Source organism: Prosthecobacter gellanilyticus (assembly GCF_007992435.1).
GTDB classification, from domain to species: domain Bacteria; phylum Verrucomicrobiota; class Verrucomicrobiia; order Verrucomicrobiales; family Verrucomicrobiaceae; genus Prosthecobacter; species Prosthecobacter gellanilyticus.
The window spans coordinates 1-21,182 of the sequence record NZ_BKAG01000046.1 but is presented as its reverse complement, the minus strand read 5'-3'; the positions used below and the strand labels follow the sequence as shown (position 1 = coordinate 21,182).

At 59.8% G+C, this 21,182-nt stretch carries 18 protein-coding genes; 8 read left to right on the top strand and 10 right to left on the bottom strand.

Annotation, left to right across the window (positions count from 1 at the left end; genetic code table 11):
• From BGE01nite_RS22860 to BGE01nite_RS22835, 6 genes are all read right to left on the bottom strand, one after another.
• Nucleotides 1-774, bottom strand: coding sequence for a DUF899 domain-containing protein (locus tag BGE01nite_RS22860; protein ID WP_146854071.1), 774 nt, complete (start codon nt 772-774; stop codon nt 1-3).
• A gap of 3 nt (nt 775-777) precedes the next feature.
• Nucleotides 778-1,242 carry a GyrI-like domain-containing protein gene (locus BGE01nite_RS22855; protein WP_146854069.1) on the bottom strand — a complete coding sequence of 155 codons (465 nt, stop codon included), beginning with the start codon at nt 1,240-1,242 and terminating at the stop codon, nt 778-780.
• A gap of 27 nt (nt 1,243-1,269) precedes the next feature.
• The gene (locus tag BGE01nite_RS22850) at nt 1,270-1,878 is read right to left on the bottom strand and encodes an SRPBCC family protein (RefSeq protein WP_146854067.1); all 609 of its coding nucleotides are present in this window, start codon (nt 1,876-1,878) and stop codon (nt 1,270-1,272) included.
• A gap of 65 nt (nt 1,879-1,943) precedes the next feature.
• Nucleotides 1,944-2,417: a VOC family protein gene (locus BGE01nite_RS22845; RefSeq protein ID WP_146854065.1), complete on the bottom strand. Its 474-nt coding sequence runs from the start codon at nt 2,415-2,417 to the stop codon at nt 1,944-1,946.
• 30 nt (nt 2,418-2,447) lie between these two features.
• Nucleotides 2,448-3,077 carry a TetR/AcrR family transcriptional regulator gene (locus BGE01nite_RS22840; protein WP_146854063.1) on the bottom strand — a complete coding sequence of 210 codons (630 nt, stop codon included), beginning with the start codon at nt 3,075-3,077 and terminating at the stop codon, nt 2,448-2,450.
• Nucleotides 3,078-3,342: 265 nt separating this feature from the next.
• Nucleotides 3,343-3,768, bottom strand: a complete 426-nt coding sequence (locus BGE01nite_RS22835) for a hypothetical protein (protein WP_146854061.1) — start codon at nt 3,766-3,768, stop codon at nt 3,343-3,345.
• Nucleotides 3,769-3,878: 110 nt separating this feature from the next.
• On the opposite strand from BGE01nite_RS22835, the gene BGE01nite_RS22830 reads away from it, so the two are divergent.
• The 5 genes from BGE01nite_RS22830 to BGE01nite_RS22810 all read left to right on the top strand — a co-directional run bounded on the left by BGE01nite_RS22830 (nt 3,879) and on the right by BGE01nite_RS22810 (nt 13,144).
• The gene (locus tag BGE01nite_RS22830; RefSeq protein WP_218033074.1) at nt 3,879-5,993 is read left to right on the top strand and encodes a prolyl oligopeptidase family serine peptidase; all 2,115 of its coding nucleotides are present in this window, start codon (nt 3,879-3,881) and stop codon (nt 5,991-5,993) included.
• Nucleotides 5,994-6,054: 61 nt separating this feature from the next.
• Nucleotides 6,055-8,208: a hypothetical protein gene (locus tag BGE01nite_RS22825; RefSeq protein ID WP_146854059.1), complete on the top strand. Its 2,154-nt coding sequence runs from the start codon at nt 6,055-6,057 to the stop codon at nt 8,206-8,208.
• Nucleotides 8,209-8,288: 80 nt separating this feature from the next.
• Nucleotides 8,289-10,436 carry a tetratricopeptide repeat protein gene (locus tag BGE01nite_RS22820; protein ID WP_146854057.1) on the top strand — a complete coding sequence of 716 codons (2,148 nt, stop codon included), beginning with the start codon at nt 8,289-8,291 and terminating at the stop codon, nt 10,434-10,436.
• 158 nt (nt 10,437-10,594) lie between these two features.
• Nucleotides 10,595-11,857, top strand: coding sequence for a DUF1552 domain-containing protein (locus BGE01nite_RS22815; RefSeq protein WP_146854056.1), 1,263 nt, complete (start codon nt 10,595-10,597; stop codon nt 11,855-11,857).
• Between the two features lie 120 nt (nt 11,858-11,977).
• Nucleotides 11,978-13,144 (top strand): diflavin oxidoreductase, encoded by a 1,167-nt coding sequence (locus tag BGE01nite_RS22810; RefSeq protein WP_146854054.1) that lies wholly within the window; start codon nt 11,978-11,980, stop codon nt 13,142-13,144.
• A gap of 87 nt (nt 13,145-13,231) precedes the next feature.
• Here BGE01nite_RS22810 and BGE01nite_RS22805 read toward each other — a convergent pair whose 3' ends face one another.
• Entirely contained in the window at nt 13,232-14,557 is a 1,326-nt protein-coding gene (locus BGE01nite_RS22805; RefSeq protein ID WP_146854052.1) for an FtsX-like permease family protein, read from the bottom strand.
• Nucleotides 14,558-14,580: 23 nt separating this feature from the next.
• Nucleotides 14,581-15,351, bottom strand: coding sequence for an SDR family NAD(P)-dependent oxidoreductase (locus BGE01nite_RS22800; RefSeq protein WP_146854128.1), 771 nt, complete (start codon nt 15,349-15,351; stop codon nt 14,581-14,583).
• A 124-nt stretch (nt 15,352-15,475) separates the two neighbouring features.
• On the opposite strand from BGE01nite_RS22800, the gene BGE01nite_RS22795 reads away from it, so the two are divergent.
• The 3 genes from BGE01nite_RS22795 (at nt 15,476) to BGE01nite_RS22785 (ending at nt 18,733) form a co-directional block, all read left to right on the top strand.
• On the top strand, nt 15,476-16,597 hold the full coding sequence (locus BGE01nite_RS22795) for a sialidase family protein (RefSeq protein ID WP_146854050.1): 1,122 nt from the start codon (nt 15,476-15,478) through the stop codon (nt 16,595-16,597).
• A 186-nt stretch (nt 16,598-16,783) separates the two neighbouring features.
• Nucleotides 16,784-18,235, top strand: a complete 1,452-nt coding sequence (locus BGE01nite_RS22790) for a Gfo/Idh/MocA family protein (RefSeq protein ID WP_146854048.1) — start codon at nt 16,784-16,786, stop codon at nt 18,233-18,235.
• Between the two features lie 63 nt (nt 18,236-18,298).
• Nucleotides 18,299-18,733 carry a hypothetical protein gene (locus BGE01nite_RS22785; protein WP_146854046.1) on the top strand — a complete coding sequence of 145 codons (435 nt, stop codon included), beginning with the start codon at nt 18,299-18,301 and terminating at the stop codon, nt 18,731-18,733.
• A 37-nt stretch (nt 18,734-18,770) separates the two neighbouring features.
• Here BGE01nite_RS22785 and BGE01nite_RS22780 read toward each other — a convergent pair whose 3' ends face one another.
• Together BGE01nite_RS22780 and BGE01nite_RS22775 are read right to left on the bottom strand one after the other, a co-directional pair.
• Nucleotides 18,771-20,114, bottom strand: a complete 1,344-nt coding sequence (locus BGE01nite_RS22780) for a DUF1501 domain-containing protein (protein ID WP_218033072.1) — start codon at nt 20,112-20,114, stop codon at nt 18,771-18,773.
• Nucleotides 20,115-20,208: 94 nt separating this feature from the next.
• Nucleotides 20,209-21,042, bottom strand: a complete 834-nt coding sequence (locus tag BGE01nite_RS22775) for an AraC family transcriptional regulator (protein ID WP_170266990.1) — start codon at nt 21,040-21,042, stop codon at nt 20,209-20,211.
• Nucleotides 21,043-21,182 lie beyond the last annotated feature (140 nt).

The following is a 21,182-nucleotide window of genomic DNA, read 5'->3' as shown; positions in this document are numbered from 1 at the left end:
TCAGGCCGCTTTGCTTTCAGTCTTGCAGCCGCAGCATGGCTTCTCGGCATGATGACCGTCATTCTCATAGCGGTCATGGCGCTTCACCCAGTCCATCAGATTCTTATTGGGGCCGTTCTCATTGCGACCCTTGGGTGCCATGTCGATGAAGTTGTAGGCACCGAGCAGGACTTCATCACCACGGCTGTAGGCGGAGTAGGTGTGATAGATCTGCCCATCCTCGTCTTTGAAAAAGACGCTCGAGCCGGAAAGCTCGTCGAGATCCGGGATGGCATCGATGGTGCCGAAATTGTAGGTGATCCTGCCCTCATGCTCACGCTCCGGCGGGAAGGAAACATGGAAGTCGAAGTTGAAGTCCGTGTTGGCGGCGGAAACCCAGCGGAATTTCCAGCCCATGCGCCGACGGTATTCCTGGAGCTTTTCCAAAGGACCACGCGAAATGGCCACAAACGAGAGGTCATTGTGCTCAAAATGCTGGCGGGCGGCATCCACATGATCACAGAGATAGGAGCAGCCCGTGCAGCCCTCGTCCCATTCCGGGCCGAACATAAAGTGATACACAAAAAGCTGGCTGCGCCCGTCAAAGAGATCCGCGAGCGAGACCTTCCCCTCTGTGCTGTCAAAGACGTAGTCCTTCGTGATCTTCACCCACGGCAGCGCACGGCGCTGGCGGGCGATCTCCTCCCCCGCACGCGTATGGGCCTTCTCCTGAGCCAGCAGCGCCAGGCGCGCCTCCAGCCAGCCTTCCTGAGAAGCAATAGGATGCGGTTTCATGACTCAGAGGATGATGGTTTGATTGAGTTCAGTGACGTAAGCGGAGGGATCTTCCCCGCTCTCAGGACCCTTGAGATAGCGCTCCCACAGATTCGGACCGAGCGCGCGCCCCTCAGCTTTGACGAGTTCCTGAAAGTCTTCCCACGCACTTCCCAGGCCTTCATAAGGCCCGGTGTAGAGCGTGCGCATGACCACGGCTCCAGGAAGCTCACCGGCAATGACACGGCCCACAGGTTCCACCGGAGTAGAGACTGGCACGCCGACATCAAAATTGAAGATGCCAGGCTTCATCCCGTAATGATGCGCGAACAGCGCGCCGGTGGGGCCGATGCCCTGCGCTTTTACGGCCTCATACACCTCCATGATCGCAGGGCACATGACCTCCTGCATCTGGTCACTGGGAACCGTGATATGAATCATGGCCGCCATCTGGGGCTCCGTCTGGACGAGATGAGGTGTGTCGAGCATGGCCGTGTGATGTTATGATTTAAAAACTCAGGGATTCGCGGTCGCTGGTGTGGCTGGACCCGGAGGCGCAGGAACAGGCGGGATTTCAGAGGCCACCGCTGGAGCAGGCGCTGAAGCCACGACCTTCGCGAGGTTGTTCAGGCCCTCGCTGAACTGGTCACCGCACATTTTCTCGCAGTCCATGAAGAGGCCCGCCACCTTGCCGATGAATGGTTTCTTGCTCTGCATGCTCCAGGTCACCTTCGTGCCTGCAGCTTCCGGAACGAAGGTAAACTGCACATCGCTGCTGCCCTCCATCGGACGCACGAACTCCAGCCTCATACCCACCTTTTCGTTAGGCTTGGCCTCGACCAAGGTCGTGCTGCCCTCTCCCACCTCGCTGTTTCCTGACCATTTGTAGACCGAGCCCACGCCTTCCGGCTTGATGTCGATGCTCTTCTTCATCTCCGGGTCGAGCTTTGACCAGGGAGACCAGGCATCCCACTGACGGAAGTCGCTCACGACTTTATACACCGCTTCCGGTGCTGCGTTGATCGTGGCGGAGCGGCTGACGTTCATGTCGTCCGACTGGAAGGAGGCGGCGATCAGGATGACGCCAATGATTGCCATCAGGGTGAGCAGGATCTTTTTAATCATAATTTCTGTTAGGCTGAGGTGGGGTGATGAAACGGGAGTGAAGTGATGCGGTCAGGTCGCCTTTATCAGGCCTCTTTCTTCTCGGAGCACTTGTCCGCCATGGCATCCCAGCGGCGCTGCATTTCCTCAGGCTCCATCTGCTCCACCTGTTGCTGGATGGCCCACTCCTGGCCGGAAGGGTCCGCCACCACAGCCATGCGGAAGCCATAGAACTGGTCTGCGGGCGGACGGATGCTGGTGCCACCGGCATTGATGGCCTTGCTGTAGGCCTCATCAGTGTCTGTCACCATGACTACCATGCGGGCGGTGACACCGTTCAGGGTTTTGGGACTGGTGCACATGCCCTGAAACTCATCAGCGATCATGATGATCTGGCCCTGGATGGTGAGTTCAGCATGACCGATCTTGCCAGTGCCTTTGTCGACAAGCCGGTAGAGTTCCTGGGCATCAAAAGCCTTTTGGTAGAACTCGATCGTCTTCGCCGCATCCGAGGCGGTGAGATAAGGAATGACCGGCGGATATAAAGAAGGAGCTTTCATAGTCTGGATAAGTTGGGGTTTCAGATTTGGTTAGGATTTACCTAGCAATCCATCTACCCAGATACGGGCCAGCCGCAGATTTGACCGGATCATCTCCGGTGCCTGACGTGTCTTTCCGATCAGCATGGAACCCTGCCAAAGGCTGTTCAGATACCAGGCGATATCCACCGGCTCGAAACACGCATCAGGCTTGTGCCTGATCTTCGCTTCAGTGAGCATGCGCGCCACATTCGCCGTCCAGACATCCAGTTGATGCGCACATCCATCGCGCAATACTGGATGCGACTGCGCCAGTTCCTGCGAGAGCATGCCGACCACACAGGTACACACCTCATCATGCCGCTCCGTGAAGCCGCTCATGATGTCCAGCATGCGGTGAAACTGCTCCAGCGGATCCATGTCCTCGTCCTTCCAGGCTTCCGCATAGAGGTTCGTGCCGAAGTCGCCCCACCACTCCACCGCCGCTTTCCCGATGGCCTCCTTGTTTGGGAAATGGTGGAAGAAGCTGCCCTTGGTGAGTCCCGACTCCGCGCAGATCTGATCCACCGTCGTCGCCGCAAAGCCCTGCTTCAGGATGAGTTGCACCGTCGCCCCCAGCAGCCGCTGCCGGGTTTCGGCAGGGTTTCTCTCTCTTTTGGTCGTGGTGGGCTGCGTTTGCATACAAACTAGTTGGTATGTTATTTGTTTTGAGAAGAAGTCAACTTTGTTTCTTCAATCAATTCGCGCCCCTTCCCTTCTCGGTTGCCTCCCCCACCCCTTCATGCGGTCGATTCCTGACCAGGGCACGAATCCACAAGTGCGTTGTTCACGCTTCAGCATGTGATTGGAAGTCTCGAAGAACCGAACTGCTCAGCAACCACACCCCACGAAAAAGCCGGATCCCTTGCGGAATCCGGCCTTGGAATTCAGAGTTTGAACGAACGGCTCAGTTCTGCGGAGGCGGGGCTGGAGTAGGAGCCGGGGCTGGGGCAGCGTCGCCACCTTCGATGACCTCACCCTTGCTGTTGGTGATCTTTGGCTTCTTCTTGCCCGTGGTCATGCCATCATAATGCATGGTCATCTCCTCGCCTGCAGCACCTGTTTTGTAGGTGATCGTCTTGGCAGCATCGTCTTCACGGACAATGGTCACATCTGGGATAAACTTGAGGGCCAGTTTGGCAGCCGCCTTGTCAGGACTGGAAGCGGCATCCCGTTGATACTCCTCCGCTGCAGCTTTGATTTTCGGACCATACTTGTAGGCCACAAAACCGCCAGCAGCGAGGAACGCGAGGATGATGACAAGGCAGCCAACGCCGCCAATACCGAGGCAGGACATGCCTTTCTTCTGAGGAGTTTGAGGAGGGACGCTCATGGATTTATTCGATTGAGGCGATCATCCTGCCTACGGCACCATGAGATGGCGAGATGATTTTCAAGGAGATTTCGACAATGAGCGTTTCATAGCCATCATCACTCTCAACCATGAAAACCAGCCTGCTGTTTGCCCTCATGCCCGCTCTTGCCCTTGCCGCTGAACCTTTGAAATACCCCGCCACCCGCCAGGACGACAAAGTCTCCGATGACTACTTCGGCACGAAGATCGCCGACCCCTATCGCTGGCTTGAGGATGACAATAGCGAGGAAACCAAGGCCTGGGTCAAAGCGCAGAACGAGGTGACCTTTGGCTTTCTCAAAGCCATTCCAAAGCGCGATGAGATCCGCGACCGCCTGCAGAAGGCCTGGAACTATGAGCGCACCGGCATCCCCTTTGAAGAAGGCGGCAAGTGGTTCCTCACCCGCAACTCGGGTCTGCAGAACCAGGGTGTCCTGTTTGTGACGGATTCGCTCGATCAAGAAGCCCGCGAGCTTCTCGACCCTAACAAACTTTCCAAAGACGGCACCACCTCCCTCACCGAGACCGCTCCGAGCAAGGACGGCAAGCTGCTCGTCTACGGTGTGTCGAAGGCCGGCAGTGACTGGCAGGAATTCCGCGTGAAGGACATCGCCACCGGCAAGGACAAGGACGATTTGCTGGAGTGGATCAAGTTCAGCGGCGCCTCCTGGGCCAAGGATAGCAGCGGCTTTTATTACAGCCGCTTCCCCAAACCGAAGGAAGGCGCAGCCCTCACCGAGGCGAACAAAAACCAGACCGTCTACTTCCACAAGCTCGGCACCCCGCAGAGTGACGACAAGCTCATCTACGCACGACCCGATCAGCCCGACTGGGGCCTGCATGCCTCCGTGACAGAAGATGGAGCTTATCTCATCTACACCGTCACGCATGGCACCGACCCGAAGAACCGCTTCTTCTACCAGGAACTCGGCAAGCCTGATGCGAAGGTGGTGGAACTGCTCAATGACTTCGATGCTTCCTACAGCTTCATCGACAACATCGGCAGCACCTTCTACTTCCACACCGATCTGAAGGCACCGCGCTACCGCGTCATCGCCATCGATCTCACCAAGCCTGCACGCGACCAGTGGCGCGAGCTCATTCCTGAAGGCGAGGACAAGCTCGACACCGTCACCTGCGTGGGCGGGCAGTTCCTCTGCAAGACGCTGAAGGACGCACGCAGCGCCATGACCGCCTACGATCTCGAAGGCAAAAAGATCCGCGACATCGAGCTACCCGGCATCGGCACCGTCGGCGGTTTCGGTGGCAAGCGTGAGGACAAGTCCACGCACTATGTCTTCACCAGCTTCACCACACCAGGCGCCATCTATCGCTACGATGTCGCCAGTGGCAAAAGCACGCTCTGGAAGCAGCCGAAGGTCGACTTCGATGCCTCGCCGTATGAAACGAAGCAGGTCTTCGTGAAGAGCAAGGACGGCACCAAGGTGCCCATGTTCCTCGTGTATAAGAAAGGCCTGAAGCTCGATGGCAACAACGCCACCCTGCTATACGGCTACGGCGGCTTTGACATCAGCCTCACGCCGAACTTTTCGATAGGCCGCGCCATCTGGCTGGAGCTCGGCGGCGTGTATGCCCTCGCGAATCTGCGCGGCGGTGGTGAGTATGGCGCCGACTGGCATCTCGCCGGCACGAAGCTGCGCAAGCAGAACGTCTTTGACGACTTCATCGCCTGTGCCGAGTGGCTGCAGACGGAGAAGTACACTTCCTCCAAAAAGCTCGCCATCATGGGCGGCAGCAATGGCGGTCTTCTCGTCGGTGCCTGCATGGCCCAGCGTCCGGAACTTTATGGCGCGGCGCTGCCCGCCGTGGGTGTCATGGACATGCTGCGCTTCCACAAGTTCACCATCGGCTGGGCCTGGAAGAGCGACTACGGCAGCAGCGAAAACGCGGACGAGTTCAAGGCCATCGTGGCCTACTCACCTCTGCACAACCTGAAGCCCGGCACCCGCTACCCCGCCACCATGGTGACAACTGCGGATCATGACGATCGCGTGGTCCCTGCCCACAGCTTCAAGTTCGCCGCCCGCCTTCAGGAAAGCCAGTCCAAGGACGCCGACGCCCCGCCCGTCCTCATCCGCATCGAAACCAGCGCCGGTCACGGTGCCGGCACCGCCCTGACCAAAGTCATCGAAGAAACCGCCGACGAATGGGCCTTCCTCTGGAAGGTGCTGGGAATGGAGTGAGTGAGACGGCCATGCTCGAGTCTTGACCTCCCAAGCGCGGTTTGACGTAATGCAGCGCTTTATGAAGATACACGCTCTTATGGCCCTGGCTCTGATGAGCGGGGCATTGCTCCATGCGGCTGACCTGCCAGGAACGTCTGGCATCCTGGTTCCGGAGAATGGGCCGCTGGAGAAGGACCATGCGGCTCTTCGCATGAGCTGGGCGGAGAAGCATCTGCTGCCGGAGGCAGAGAAAAGCTGGCAGGGGAAGCCCTGGGCGGAGCAGGCCAAGGCGGTGACGCAGAAGGGGCTGGCGCTGTGGTTCAACGGCCCGAGTGAAGCTGAGAAGGACGCGGACAAGACCGCTGCCGCGGCCCGTGAACTGGTGAGGACGGAGTGTGAGGAGCCGCTGGCCTGCCTGATGGCGCACAAGATCCTCTGGCAGCTGAAACAGGACTGGTGGGGTGGCGCGCGTGGTTTGAACAAGGCCTTCAAAATCGTGAATGATGAGAAGGTTCCTGCGGCCCTGCGGGTGTGGATCGAGGATCAGCAGATCGACCGGCTCAAGACCACGAACTGGCGCTACAACGACTACCACAAGAAGCAGGTGGACCGGCTGGTGCAGGCGCTGAACAGTGCCAGCTACGCGCCGGAGTTTGAGCCGGTGCTGGTGCGTGACTTCCTGGACTGGATGGAGAACCTGACCGAACTGGAGGCAGTCCATTTTGAGAAGCTGGAAAAGGCCATCCGCGAAAGTCCGCTCAGTGAATGGACCCGCGCCTGTCTGCTGGGAGATGTGCATGTGCACTGGGCCTGGTTCATCCGCGGCAGCGGCTACGCGAACGAAGTCAACGAAGACGCGAGAAAGGGCTTTCGCGCGCATCTCAAGGAAGCAGAGGAGCATTTGAAGAAAGCGCATGAACTGCGCCCGGAACGTCCGGAGGCGGCGGGCCGCATGCTGCAGGTGGTGATGGGAACCACGGGTAGGGCTGACGAGCTACGTGTGTGGTTTGACCGCTCCATCGCGGCGCAGTTTGATTATCGGAATGCCTACACCGGGCTCATCTACGCGAGCACGAAGCGTTGGGGCGGTAGTGACGGCCTGGTGCTCACGCTGGGCAAACGCTTTGCCGAGACGAAGCGCTATGACACAGACGTGCCGGAGCAGTTCCTCCAGGCCTGCAAACAGATCGTGATCGAGAATGGCAACCCGCGCGCTGTTTTCTCCCACCCTTTGGTTAGGGAAAGCGCGCTCGTCTTTGCGCGCGGACTGCAGGCTCATCAGGAGACGAATCCTGCGCGCGCCGCACGTCTGCAAGGGCTGGTGGCCGTGGTGGCCTGGCTCGCCGGGGATGATGAGCTGGCCCAACGCGGTGTGAGTGCTCTGGACCGCGAATTCCCGGCCTCCGTGACGAGGGATCTGAATGAGATGCTGCTGCATCCGAGCATGCTGCGGACGTCCGTCTTTGCCGGCAAAGGTGGTTGGGGCGAGGGTCTGCGCCAGCTCGAGCATAAGTATCGCGAGCGTGATGTGGAGGCGATGAAGGCAACCCTGGCAAAGCTGAAGCTGGAAAGCTTGCCGACAGAAAATGCACGCAACTATGTGGAGCTGATCCGCGCGGAGGTGGAGCTGCCTGAGAAGCTCAAGGAGGGCGGCTGGCAGCCGCTGCCCATCTACCCCGGGCTCAGCACCTGCCGGTCCTCCGGCGGCTCCTGGCGCGTGACGGCGCCCGGTGAGATCACGCTGACGGGGAGTGATGCAGGCTTCGTGGATCTGGCCTTCCCCATCTGGGTGGACAAGGCCTTGGAGATCCGCGGCGAGGTGACGTATGAGCTGAATGCGCAGACGCAGTGGTTCGCGCACTGGTCCTTCGGGCCGAGCCTGCGCTGGTCGCCTGTGCGGTCCGGGATTCTTCAGATTCCGGATGCGCTTCGCGGCCTAACCTATCATCCGAAAAAAGGCGATCCTGAAGCCCGGGTCACAGGCCCCTGGAACGGCCAGTTCAAGGGGAAGGCAGCGGTGCAGCTCAAACCCGTGAACACCTTCCAGGCCAGCCTCTCGGGCAATGAGATGAGCTTTACCTTCAATGATAGGGTGATGCCGCCGCAGGACATCGAGTCCTTCGGGCTCCGGAACTCCCGGGGTCTCGCGGCCTTCACCGGGATCAATGTGCCCACGGGTGTGAAGATCAGGATCAGCAAGCTGGAGGTGCGCACGGCTGGCCCGGCGCTGTAGCGGATTCCGCGAACAAATTTTCAATCAAAGACTCAGGAGGCTTGACGTGATGCCGGGCAGTTGGCGTAATGATCACACTTATGCGCCAACCCGTCCTTGCTGCTCTGAGCTGCTGTTTGTGTGTCCTGACTGCCTATGCTGAGCTTCCGGGAACGGGACCGATCGAGGTGTCTGACTCAGGCTTTCTAGAGAAAGATCATGAGGCGCTGCGCCTCCGCTGGGCTCAGCAGATGCTCCTGCCGGACGCGGAGAAGCGCTGGAAGGGCAAGCCCTGGGCGGATCAGGCACGAGTGGTGACGGACGCGGGACTCAAGCTCTGGCTGACCCGTCAGACACCGAATGAGGATGCCATGAAGAGGATGACGCAGACGGTGGAGGCACTCCTGAAAGCCGGCTGTGAGGAGCCGCTGGCCTGTCTGATGGCGCACAAGATCCTCTTCTGGCCGAAGAAGGACTGGCGTGTGCATGAGCGCAGCTTCTCCCATGCACTGAAGGGGGTGGATGACACGCAGTATCCAGCGGCGCTGCGCGCGTGGATCATCGATGAACGGATCGACCTGCTGAAGAGCCATGAGCGGAATGTCTCCGAGCCGTTTCAAAATGAGCAGGCGCAGATGATGGCCGCGGCGATGAAGGACGCGAGTTATAACCAAGAGTTCGAATCCGTGCTGGTGCGTGATTTCATCGACTGGCTGTCGAACAGCAACGAGCTGGAGCTGCGGAATCTAGAGCTGCTGAAAAAGTCCATCGAGGAGTGCGCGTATTCCGAATGGGTGAAGGAGACGATGCTGGCAGATCTGGAGACACGATGGGCCTGGAACATCCGCGGCGGCAAGGTGGCCGTAATGGTGAAGGAGGATGCGTGGAAAGGTTTTGAAGGGCATCTGCAAGCAGCGGAGAAGCATGCGCAGAAGGCCTGGGAGCTTCGTCCAGATCGTCCTGAGGCAGCGGCGAAGATGCTGAGCGTGGTCATGGGCACGAGCGGAGGTCCGGTCAAGCTGCGGGAGTGGTTTGACCGGGCGGTGAAAGCCCAGCTCGACTATGTGCCCGCCTACAGCACACTGGCGTATGCCTGCACCGCGCGCTGGGGCGGCAGTGACCAGTATGTACTCACCCTCGCGCGCCGGTTTGCGGAGACGAAGCGCTATGACACGGAGGTGCCGCGGCAGCTCTTCTATGCCTGCAAACGCATCGCGGTGGAGCAGGCGAATGCGCGCGGGGTTTTCTCCCATCCTTCCATCAAGGATGCGGTGGTGGAGTTTGCCCGTGGCACGCTGGAGCATGCAGAGACCGATCCCGCTCATGCGCTGCGTGAAAGGAGTCTGGCAGCCATCACGGCCTGGCTCGCCGGTGATGATGCGCTGGCCGCCCGCGCCCTGAAAGCCACGGGGGGTAAACTCGATCACGAAAGCATCGTGGAGCTAGGCTCCCTCCTCCGCCATCCTGACGGCATGAAGATCTCCGTGGCGGCTGGTTCCGGTGAGTGGGGCGAGGAGCTCAAAGCGGTGGAGCTCGCTTACCGCCAGTATAACATGAAGAAGGTTCAGGAGATGCTGGCGAAGATCCAGACGCAGAGCTTGAAGAACGATGCTGCCCGAACCTATGTGCAGGAGCTGACGGCGACTCTGGACATGCCCGCAAAGCTTGCCAAAGGCGGCTGGCATCCCCTGCCCGTGCATGCAGGTCTGGCCACCTGCCTGAGCACCGGCGGAGAGTGGAGCGTGAGCGTGCCCGGTGAGATCACCCTGACCGGTGGCGATGTGTATCAGGCCGACCTCACCTTTCTGGTGCCGGTGGGAGATCAGGTGGAAATGAGAGGCGAGGTGAGCATGGCCATGCCGCCCGAAAAAGACTGGTTCTACAATTGGGTCGTGTCACCGATGCTGCGCTGGCAGCCTGAACGCGCCAGCTTTCCCCCGGTGGCCAGCGGTGTCCGCGGCGTGCTCTACCACAAGGCCGGTGAGAAGCCAAAAATGGCCCTGGCAGGCAAGTTCTACACCAAGCGCGTGGGTGAGCAGGAAACCCCGATCAAACCCGTGAACACCTTTCACCTCACCGTCAATGGACCGAACGTAGACTATGCCTTCAACGGTGTGGCCATGCCTCCGCAGCGCACCTCAGATCTGAAACTGGAGTCGCCTCGCGGACTCGTGGCCCTGGCCGGGATCTACATCCCCATGGGTGGCAAGGTGACCTTCCGGAAGCTGGAGGTGCGGACGGTGAAGTGATGACAAGCAGGCGCACTCGTTAGAGTGCGGAAATCGAGCACGGTGAGGCTACCCTCATCTCCGTCAACAAGCCCCACAAAGTGCTTGAAGATGACCTCTTTAGGGGCTGCTTTAAAGGCTCCCGGCATTCCTGTTTCTGACCGCCCTTTTTCCAGTTCATGAGCACCCTTTCACGCCGCCTCTTTCTCCGCTCCTCCGGCATCTCCATGGCGCTGCCGTTTCTGGACGCGATGCTGCCCCGGCGCATGATGGGAGCAGCGGCGACTCCGGCTCCGAAGCGCCTGGTCACGGTCTGCTCATCGCTCGGCATCTACGGCCCTGATTTCTTCCCGAAGGATGCCGGAGAGAACTACACGGCCTCGCCCTACCTTGAGTTGCTGAAGGATCATCGGAAGCAGTTCACGGTCTTCTCCGGCATGTCGCACCCGGATCAAAATGGGCGTGATGGCCATGCCTCGGAGATGACCTGGCTCACCAGCGCTCGTCATCCGGGCATGGGTGGCTTTCGCAACACGATCTCCATCGACCAGCTCGCGGCGGAGACCCTCGGCGCGGAGACTCGCTACCCTTCCCTGGTGCTGAACACCGGTGGCGGAAACAGCCAGAGCTACAGCCGCGCAGGTGTGATGCTGCAGGCTGATTCGCATCCCTCGAAAATCTTCGCCAAGTTCTTCCTCAATGGCACCCAGGGCGAGATTTTTAACCAGATGCGCCAGCTCCGCGAGGGGCGCAGCATCATGGATGCCGTGCGTGAGGAAGCCGCGCGCGTGCAGCGTCGTCTCGGCGCGGCTGACAAGGACAAGCTCGACGAGTATTTCACCTCCGTCCGCGAGATGGAGCAGCGCCTGATCAAGGCTGAGGAATGGGCCAAAAAGCCGAAGCCGCAGGTGGGTATGAAGCAGCCGCAGGACATCACCGATGAGAAGGACCTCATCGGCCGCATCAACCTGATGTTTGAGCTCATCCCGCTGATCCTGCAGACGGACAGCACGCGCCTCATCACCGTCATGATTCAGGGTCGCGGCGATGTGCCAAAAATCGATGGGGTGAGCCAGGATCACCACAACCTTTCCCATCACGGCCAGGATCCGGAAAAGATCGCGCAGCTTCGCTTGGTGGAGCGCGCGGAGATCTCCGCCCTCAATGGCCTGCTCACGAAGCTGAACGGCGCGCAGGAGGCTGGCAAGAGCCTGCTGGACAGCACCATGGTGCTCTTCGGCAGCAATCTGGGCAATGCGAACTCCCATGACTGGCACAACCTGCCGATGATGCTGGCCGGTGGCGGCTTCAAGCACGGGCAGCACATCGCAGGTGACCCGAAGAACAACACGCCGATGAGCAATCTTTTTGTTAAGCTGCTGCAAAACCTAGGCGTGCCGACCGAAAGCTTCGGCACCAGCACGGGCACGCTTTCCATCTAAGATCCGCCTCCCCGGAGGGCCGACAACCTACCTCAAACGAACGACAGGCCTGCTCATTGACAAGCAGCGCTGCCGTCCCATAACCTTCCCGCCCGTTTTTCCTCCCCCCAAAACCTGTCCATGAGCACTGAAGCCGCCGCCGGAAAGCCCGTCTACAACGTCAAGAACCCTTTCATCGCCCGCGTGATGAAGGCGCATGACATTTCCGATCCGGATGCGCCGAAAAACACCCGCCATTATGAGATCGACCTCGAAGGCGGTGAGCTGGAGTATCTGCCTGGCGATTCCCTCGCCGTGCAGCCCACGAATGATCCGGCGCTGGTCGATGACACCCTGAAGGCCCTCGGCTTCACAGGTGAAGAGATCGTGAAGCATCCCAAGAACGCCACGGATGTGCCGATCCGTCAGGCCCTCACCGAGGCCTCGCTGATCACGGAGATCGATAACAAGCTCATCAAGGCCATCATTGAGAAAACCGGCGGCAATACCGCGCTCGCTGGTTTGCTGGAGCCTGATCGCAAGGAAGACCTGAAGAGCTATCTCTGGGGCCGTTTTGTGGTGGATCTGCTTTTGGAAAACCCCACAGCCAAGTTTGAGCCGCAGGAATTCATCGCCACACAGAAGAAGCTGAACATCCGCCTCTACTCCATCAGCAGCAGCCAGAAGGCGCATCCCAAAGAGGTGCACCTCACCATCGCCACCGTGCGCTACAAGAGCCACGGCCGCGAGCGCGGCGGTGTGTGCTCCACCTTCCTCGCGGATCGTGTGCATGTGGGTGAGACGCTGATCCCTGTCTTCGTGAACCATGGCAAGGGCTTCCGCCTGCCAGATCCGAACGAAGAGACACCCATCATCATGATCGGGCCAGGCACGGGCATCGCCCCCTTCCGCGCCTTCCTGCAAGAGCGCCGCGCTACGGCGGCCAAGGGCAAGGCCTGGCTCTTCTTTGGCGAAGTCAGCGAGAAGACCTGCTTCTTCTACAAGGACGAGTTTGAAAATTGGTTAGCCAATGAGACCCTCACCAAGCTGACCACCGCCTGGAGCCGTGATCAGGCGGAGAAGATCTACGTGCAGCACAAGATGCTGGAGAACAGCTCCGAGATCTACGAGTGGCTGCAGCAAGGCGCCATCGTATACGTCTGCGGTGATGCTGCCCGCATGGCTGTGGATGTGGACAAAGCCCTGCACACCATTCTCGAAAAAGAAGGCGGCAAGTCCCCCGAGGAAGCCATCGCCTGGATGGCCGCCTTCAAGGAAGCCAAGCGCTACCGCCGCGACGTGTATTGATCCGGTCCGGACGTACCACCCCATTCCAATGGGGTGGGCGCCTCGAGCACCTGACGCATCACCTAACCATCTTTAGCGTTACGTTCCCTACTCCCTCAGCGCCACCGCCGGATCCACCTTCGCCGCAAACCACGCTGGAATCAGCGCCGCCAGCACGCATAGCACCAGCGCCAGCCCGCAGATCGATCCCAGATCCGCCGCCTCGATCTTCGCGGGGATCTCACTCAAAAAGTAAATGTCCTGCGGGAAGAAATCCCTCCCCGTCTGAGCCGCCACCCACTGCCGCAGATCATTGCGGAAATGCAGCACGGTGAAGCCACCCGCCAGCCCCGCCACAATGCCCACGGCGGCCACGATGCCCGCCTGCGTGAGAAAGATGCTGATGATCTGCGAGGCCTTCGTGCCCAGCGCGGTGAGGATGCCGATCTCCTTCCGCTTTTGCACCGTCACGGTGATAGTCGTGTTCATCACGCAGAAAGCCGCCACGAGGATGATGAAGAATAACAAAAAGTAGAGCAGTGACTTCTGGTTCTCCACCGTCTGCAGCATAAAGCCGTGGTTCTCCGTCCAGGTGCGCGGGCGCCAGTCAAAGGGCCACTGCTCGGAGTTCATCCAGTCATAGGAGAGCTGGTCCGCCGCATCCGGCTCACTGAGCTCGATCTCGATGCCGCTCACATCACCACCATAATTGTAAAGCTCCTGCCCGATGAAGAGCGGTACGTAGCAGCGCTCACCCGCCGTGTCTGCGCGCAGGATGGCGGTGACGACCAACTCCTTCGGCACCACCACGATGTCCTCCTTCGCGGCCTTGGCCTTCGCGGCATCCTTCTCCTCATCTGCGGCGCGCAGGTCGCGGATCATCTGGCGGATGGTATCGCCCGCCAGCACTCCGAGCGTGTCTCCCAGCTTCACCTTGAGCTTCTTTGCGAGCTTGTCCGTGATGATGATGTTGTCACTCTTCAGGTCAAACTTCCCTTCCAGCTTATGACGCTCCAGCTTGGTCAGCAGCGCATTGTCAGTGCCTTCTTTGAGACCGAGAAGCTGCGCACCTTCCGGGTCGCTCTTGCCATTGCGGATGAAGCCCACGCCCTCGACGATCGGTGTCGCGGAGACCACGCCAGGACGTTTCAGCATCTGCTTCTGCAGCTCGCGCCAGTCCAGGCGCGGCGGCGGAGTCACACCTTCTGGAAGCTCGCCACGCGGCGGAGCATCCTGCACGAGCACAATGTGCGGCTCGAAGCCCAGCAGCAGCTTCTTGAACTCCACCTGCCAGCCTTTGAAGACGGACATCACCACCACCAGCACGCCCACACCGAGCATCACTCCCAAAATAGAGATGAGCGTAATAATGGACACAAACGAGCGCTTCGGACGCAGGTAGCGGAGGGCGAGGAAAAGGGGCGCGCTGGGCATGACAGGGATCGCAGAGGTGCCAGTTAGCGCATGACTTGGCCGCCGTCGATATTGATCGTCTGGCCGGTGATGTTCTTCGCGTGGTCAGACGCCAGGAAGCAGGCCATGGCGGCATACTCCTCCGGCATCTGCCAGCGCCCGAGGTGCGAGACCTTGCGGATCTTCTCCGCCGCCCAGTCGTCAAAGCTCTGCCGCTGCGCCTCTGGCAGCCTCGCCTGCCCTGCCGCCCAGATGGACTGGTTCAGCTCCGTCTTCACCATGCCTGGAGACAGCGCATTCACCCGCACATTGTAGGGCCCCAGATCCTTCGCCGCGCATTGGGTAAAGTTGATCAAGCCTGCCTTCGAAGCGCTATATGGCGGGTCCGTTTGCGAGCCGATCTGCCCCGCCACAGACACCAGAAACAGCATCGAGCCCTTGCCACGCGAAATGAGCTTGGGAGCAAAAGTGTGAGCCACATTCACCGCGCCAATGAGGTTCACCTCCAGCACACGCGACCAGTCCGAAGGCTCCAGATTCCAAAACGGAAAGCCAAACTTCCCCGAACCAACACCGACGCAAAAGATCACGTGATCCACCTCTGCCAAGGTGTCCGCAAAGGCACGCACCTGCTCCAAAGAAGCCACATCACCCTGATGCAGCCCGCGCATGCCTTCCGCAGGTCCCGCCTGCACATTGAAATCAAACCCGTGCACCTGGCAGCCCTCGGCGACAAAACCCTCGGCAATAGCGCGGCCGATGCCCCTCGCGGCACCGATGACAGCAACGGTCTGACCTTTGAGATGTAGATCCATCATGGGCCGACTATGTCACAACGCACGGCATGGCAAAGCGCACATTCACAGGTGTCATCACGTGATGGCCAAAAGAACAGACCACGAAAGAGATGTCGCTCGAGTCGGGTTGACTCGCACTCGCATGAACCGTCTCCTTCCAGCCCTTCTCGCCTTTGTTGCACTCGCTTCCTTTGCCGAAGACAAGCCCGATCTGCCTATCGTGGACATCTCGGATCAAAAGGAGCGGCACACCATCATCGCCGCAGGCACTGAGGAGGTCTATCAAGGTCACCCGACCACCGTTTCGATGCCCGATGGCAAAACCATCTTCTGCGTCTGGTGCATCAATCACGGTGGTGCCGCCGGCCCCATGGCCCGCAGTGATGACGGCGGAGTGACCTGGACTCGCATGGACGACACCATGCCTCCCGGCTTCAAAACCCATCTCAACTGCCCCAGCATCTATCGCATGACCGATCCTGCGGGCAAAGAGCGCCTGTGGGTTTTCTCCGCGGCGAAGGACACGCGCAAAGGCCCTGGCATGCCCAGCATCATGAGCGAGGACGCTGGCAAGACCTGGAAGGAAATGCCACCGCTCGGATTCCGCTGCGTGATGACCTTCAGCAGCATCGTGCGCCTCAAAGATGGCCGCTATCTCGGCCTTTATCACAAAGGTCCCGATGGTGCGGACAAAGCCCCTCTGGAAGTCCTGCAAACCATCACCGCTGACGGCGGCTTCACCTGGAGCGAACCCAAAGTCGTCGCGAAAGTGGAGGGCAAGAACCCCTGCGAACCCTTTGTCTTCCGCTCTCCCGATGGCAGCGAGCTTTGCACCCTGCTCCGCGAAAATACCCACAAAGAGCGCAGCCTCGTCATGTTCAGCCGCGATGAAGGCCAGACCTGGAGCACTCCTGTGAACACCTCCTGGGGCCTAACCGGAGATCGTCACATGGGCGTCTTCACGAAGGATGGTCGCATGGTCGTCGCCTTTCGCGATCAAGCCTTGAAGAGCCCGACCAAAGGCCACTTCGTCGCCTGGGTCGGCACCTATGATGACATCAAGAACACCAAGCCCGGCCAGTATCGCGTGAAACTGCTGCACAGCAATGCCGGCGGTGACTGCGGCTACCCCGGCATGGAGCTCCTGCCCGATGGCACCATCGTCGCCACAACCTATGTCAAGTATGCTCCGGGCAAAGCGAAGCACAGCGTCGTCAGCCTGCGCTTTGACCTGAAGACCACGGATGCGCTGGTGAAGAAGTGAAGAGAAGCTGATCCGCCTAGAGCCAGATAGAGATCCTTTTCACCACAGAGCACACAGAGAAGCACAGAGGCCTGAAAATCATACTCTGTGTCCCTCTGTGTTCTCTGTGGTTGAATCAGAGTCTCCGTAAACACATTCGGCTCTGCCAAGCAAAGGAGCGCAGGTGACGTGCGTATTGTCCGCGCCATGAATGCGACCACCACCTCACGCCGTCATTTCCTCGCCACCTCCCTTGCCGGAGCTGTTTCACTGCCCGCCTGGGGCGCACCGCTCGGTGCCAATGGAGATGTGCGGGTTGCCGTCATCGGATTCCGAGGTCGCGGCGGCGGTCACATCAAGGAACTGCTCAAAGTCCCCGGCGTGCGGCTCGTGGCGCTTTGCGATGTCGATTCCGCCGTGGTGGACAAGAAGGTCGCCGAGCTCGCGAAGAGCAACATCAGGGTCAAGACCTACCGCGACTTCCGCGAATGCTGCGCGGACAAGGACGTGGATGCTGTCACCATCGCCACGCCTAACCACAGCCATGTTCTGATCGCGCTAACTGCCCTGCAGCATGGCAAGCACGTGTATGTGGAAAAACCCGTGAGCCACAACCTCATCGAAAGCGCCAAGCTCATGGCTGCCGCCACCAAGGCCGCCGCGAAAGGCATCGTGGTGCAGCATGGCATGCAGCGCCGCTCGGACGAGGGCTGGGCCTCCGCCATGCAGTGGGTGAAGGAAGGTCACATCGGCAAACCCAAGCTCTCCCATGCCGTCGTGCACGGCCTGCGCATGAGCATCGACAAGGTCGATGGACCTCAGCAACCACCCGCCACGGTGGATTACAAGCTCTGGTCCGCGCCACGTCCGGAGCTGCCCCTCATGCGCAAGCAGTTCCACTATGACTGGCACTGGCAGTGGCCCTATGGCGGCGGCGATATCGGCAACCAGGGCCCGCATCAGTATGACGTGGCACGCTGGGCACTCGGTGATCCGGACACTCTGCCGAAACGCGTGATGAGCTTTGGCAATCGCTGGGGTTATGTAGATGACGGCCAGAGCGCGAACTGCCAGATGGCCTATCACCCCTATGAGCCTGTGCCGCTGATCATGGACAAGTTCGGCCTGCCCATGCGCAATGTGGATCCCAAGAGCGGCGAGCCACCCTACAAAGGCATCCGCACCGGCAACATCATCCACTGCGAAGGCGGTTACGTGGCTGAGTCCAAGGCCTATGATCACGAAGGCAAGGCCATCATGAAGTTCGAGAACTTCCTCACCGGCCCCGACCACATGAAGAACTTCATCGACAGCGTCCGCGCCGGCAAATACACGAAGGACGTTCTGCACATCCGTCACGGTCATCACGCCGCCTGCCTGTCCCATCTCGCCAACGTCTCCTACCGTGTCGGCAAGGCCATGAAGCCGGAGCAGATCAAGGAGCGCCTCGAAGGCGACAAGCTCGGCCAGGAGCTTTATGCCGAGTTCCTGAAAAACCTCTCCAACAACGGCCTCGACCTCGCCCAGCAGCCCATCATCGCAGGCCCCTGGCTCGACTTCGATGCCGCCAGCAACCGCTTCACCGGCGAGTTCGCCGCCGAGGCGAACAAACTTTGCGAAGAAGAGTATGCGGCCGGGTTTGAGCTGCCGGAGGTTTAGCCTTCACCCCATGTAAACTGAGCGCTTGTATGCTGGCAGCCATATCGATTAGGCTGCTGGCACATGACACCATCACCTCTCGCAGCCAAAAAGACAGACAAAGGTCTTCGGCCCTATCTTCATCTTCTCGCCTACGGAGTGCCGTCGGCACTCTTTGTCATCTTCGCCAGCTTCGTCCTTCTTCCCAAGGTCGAGCAGATCTGGAAAGTGGCTGGAGCGCGAGTGTCCAAAGCGGAATGGGTGATCGGCCTCTGCCACACCTTTGTGGACAACTTTAACTTCATCATCATCGCTATTATCCTCTTCTTCATCGCCCTGGAGAATTTGTGGCCCGGATGGCAGGCGGTTCGTCGACCAGTGACTAAAGTAATCGCCTGGGTGGTCACATTCTCCGTCATGAGCTGCATGACATGGCTCTGTGTGACGACCTGCCTCGCCCTTCCAGCCATCCTTGCCAAACCTGCGCAGGATGCACAGACTGTTGCGCCGTCGAAGTGATTGCGTGCATCAGGAGTTTCACGCACACTCCTGTCGCTCAAATCAACTCCACCAACGGCCTGCCCTGATCGATCATGAAGTTAGGCCGGCCCTGGTGGTCGGCATAGGTCACATCCTGCGGCACGCCCATGTGGTGGAAGATGGTGGCAGCGAGATCACTCGGTGTCACGGCACGCTCGTCAATCTCTGCCCCATCTTTTGTGGAGGAGCCTATGACCTGCCCGTGCCTGAACCCGCCACCGGCCAGGCACATGCTCATCACCACGGGCCAGTGGTTGCGGCCATCCGTGCTGCCTTGGGTCCCGAGGTTCGGCGTTCGGCCAAACTCGCCCATCGCGATCACCAGCGTGTCATCCAGCATTCCGCGCTCACCGAGATCACTGACGAGTGTCGTGATCACATGATCAAACACCGGCAGCAAGGGGCGCAGGCCATTCCAGATGCCGCCATAAGGCGGGATGTTGTCGCCATGATTGTCCCAGGTGCCTGAGGCACCGTGATTGCTCAGATCGATGGTGACGAAGGACGATCCGCGCTCCACCAACCGGCGTGCGAGCAAAGCTTGTTTGGCCCAGTCATGCTCACCGTAGCGATCCCGGATCTTCTTCGGCTCTTTCTCCAGATCAAAAGCCTCCTGCGCCCGACCGCCGGCGACAATGTCAAAAGCCTTCTGCCCAAAGCTGTCCATGGCCCCCATCATGCCGCTCGCATCAATCTCCGCACGCAGTCCGTCCATCTGCTTGCTCAGCGCCTGGCGCGCATGCAGGCGATCCATCGTGAGGCCTGCAGGCAGTTGAAAAAGCTTCGTCGCATTGTTGCCATCGAAAGGATCATACTGCGTGCCGAGATAACCGCCCCAGGCCACATGTGACCGCGACTTCATGTTCAGCACTACATAAGGCGGCATGGCCGGATGATTCGCGCCATGATGCTTCGCCACGATGCTGCCAAACGAAGGATAAAGTTTGGCCTTTGGATTCGTGCGCGGCTCGTTGGCGAGGTTCGCCGTCTGCATGACCATGTTCGGCTCATGATTGCTGAATCGGCAGTCCACGGAACGGATGACCGTAAACTTGTCCAGCATCGCCGCCTGCTTCGGCAGGAACTCGCAGATGCGCACCCCGGGCAGCCGGGTCGGGATGGTCTTGAAAGGTCCGCGATTCTCGATCGGTCGGTCGGGCTTCGGATCCCAGGTATCGATGTGAGACGGACCACCTGTCATCCAGAGCAAGATCACTGACTTGCCACTCTTCGTGGCCGTGCCCTCAGCTCGCAGCTTCATCAGGCCGGGCAACGTCAGTCCACCGAGTCCTGCCAGGCTCGTCTTCAGCACCGAACGACGTCCATGCACGACGACACCATCCCTCACACGCGGATTCATGAAGGTGAATGCGTGCGCTTCTCCGTGACCAGAACAGCCATGACCGGACGAGGGCATAGCCACACATACGTCGCCACTCCGGGGGCTCTTGATTTCAGCCCAGACTTTCCTGCCGATAGGCCGCTGGCGAGGTGTTCCGATACTGCCGCAGCATGCGGCTGAAGTAGTGCCGGTTCACCAGTCCGCAGTCCTCGGCGATGTTCTCAATGCTGTCGTCCGTGTGCCGGAGCAGGCGGCAGGCCTCATCCAGCCGGTAGTCCAAAAGCACGCGCATCGGTGGCAGATGCAATTCTTGTTGGAACAGATGGTTCAGATTTCGCACACTCAGCCCCGCATGCCGGGCGATCTGCTCCGCCGTGAGTTTTAAGCCGAGATGCTGGTTCATGAACTCCATGGCCTTCAGCACACGCGGATCCAGCCGTTGCTGCTCCCACACGCTCACCGGCAGCTTTTTGACCAGTTCCGTCACCAGCAGGATGGACACCCAGGGGAATGAAGCCTTGCCCGGCTGGTCACCGAGCTTGATCACCTCACGCAGCAGAGTCCGCAGCGGAGCGGTGACAGGAAAAGCATAGATCCCCGGTGCCGCGCGATCCGCCAGCGGCCCGAGATTGAAGTGCGAGTACCACTTGCTGAAGGGCTGGCTCGTTGTGGTGCTGAAGGTCGTGTGTGGCGGGATCAGATACACCGTGCCCGGTTTCAGCGCCGTGACCTCCTCATTGATCTCGATGATGCCGCCCTCCTCCATGGGCCAGTACAGCCGCCAGTAGGGGTCATTCAGCCGATGCAGTTCCCACTGCTGAAGCTCGATCTGCCGCGTGGTCAGGATGTCCACCGTCACCCCCGGCAGCGTCACCGCCCGGTGCCCCTGCACACGATGCGCCGCGCCAACCGGCACGACACTGAGGATGGAGGGCTTGGTGGACATGACCGATTGCGAAATACGACACAACTCTGGCCGATGCTGGCATGGAAGGCAAGGCAGGGGTGAATATGAATCGCGCCGCCCCATTTAACCCACCAACCACGAACACACCCACGACCATGGCTGACATCTCCACCAGCGCT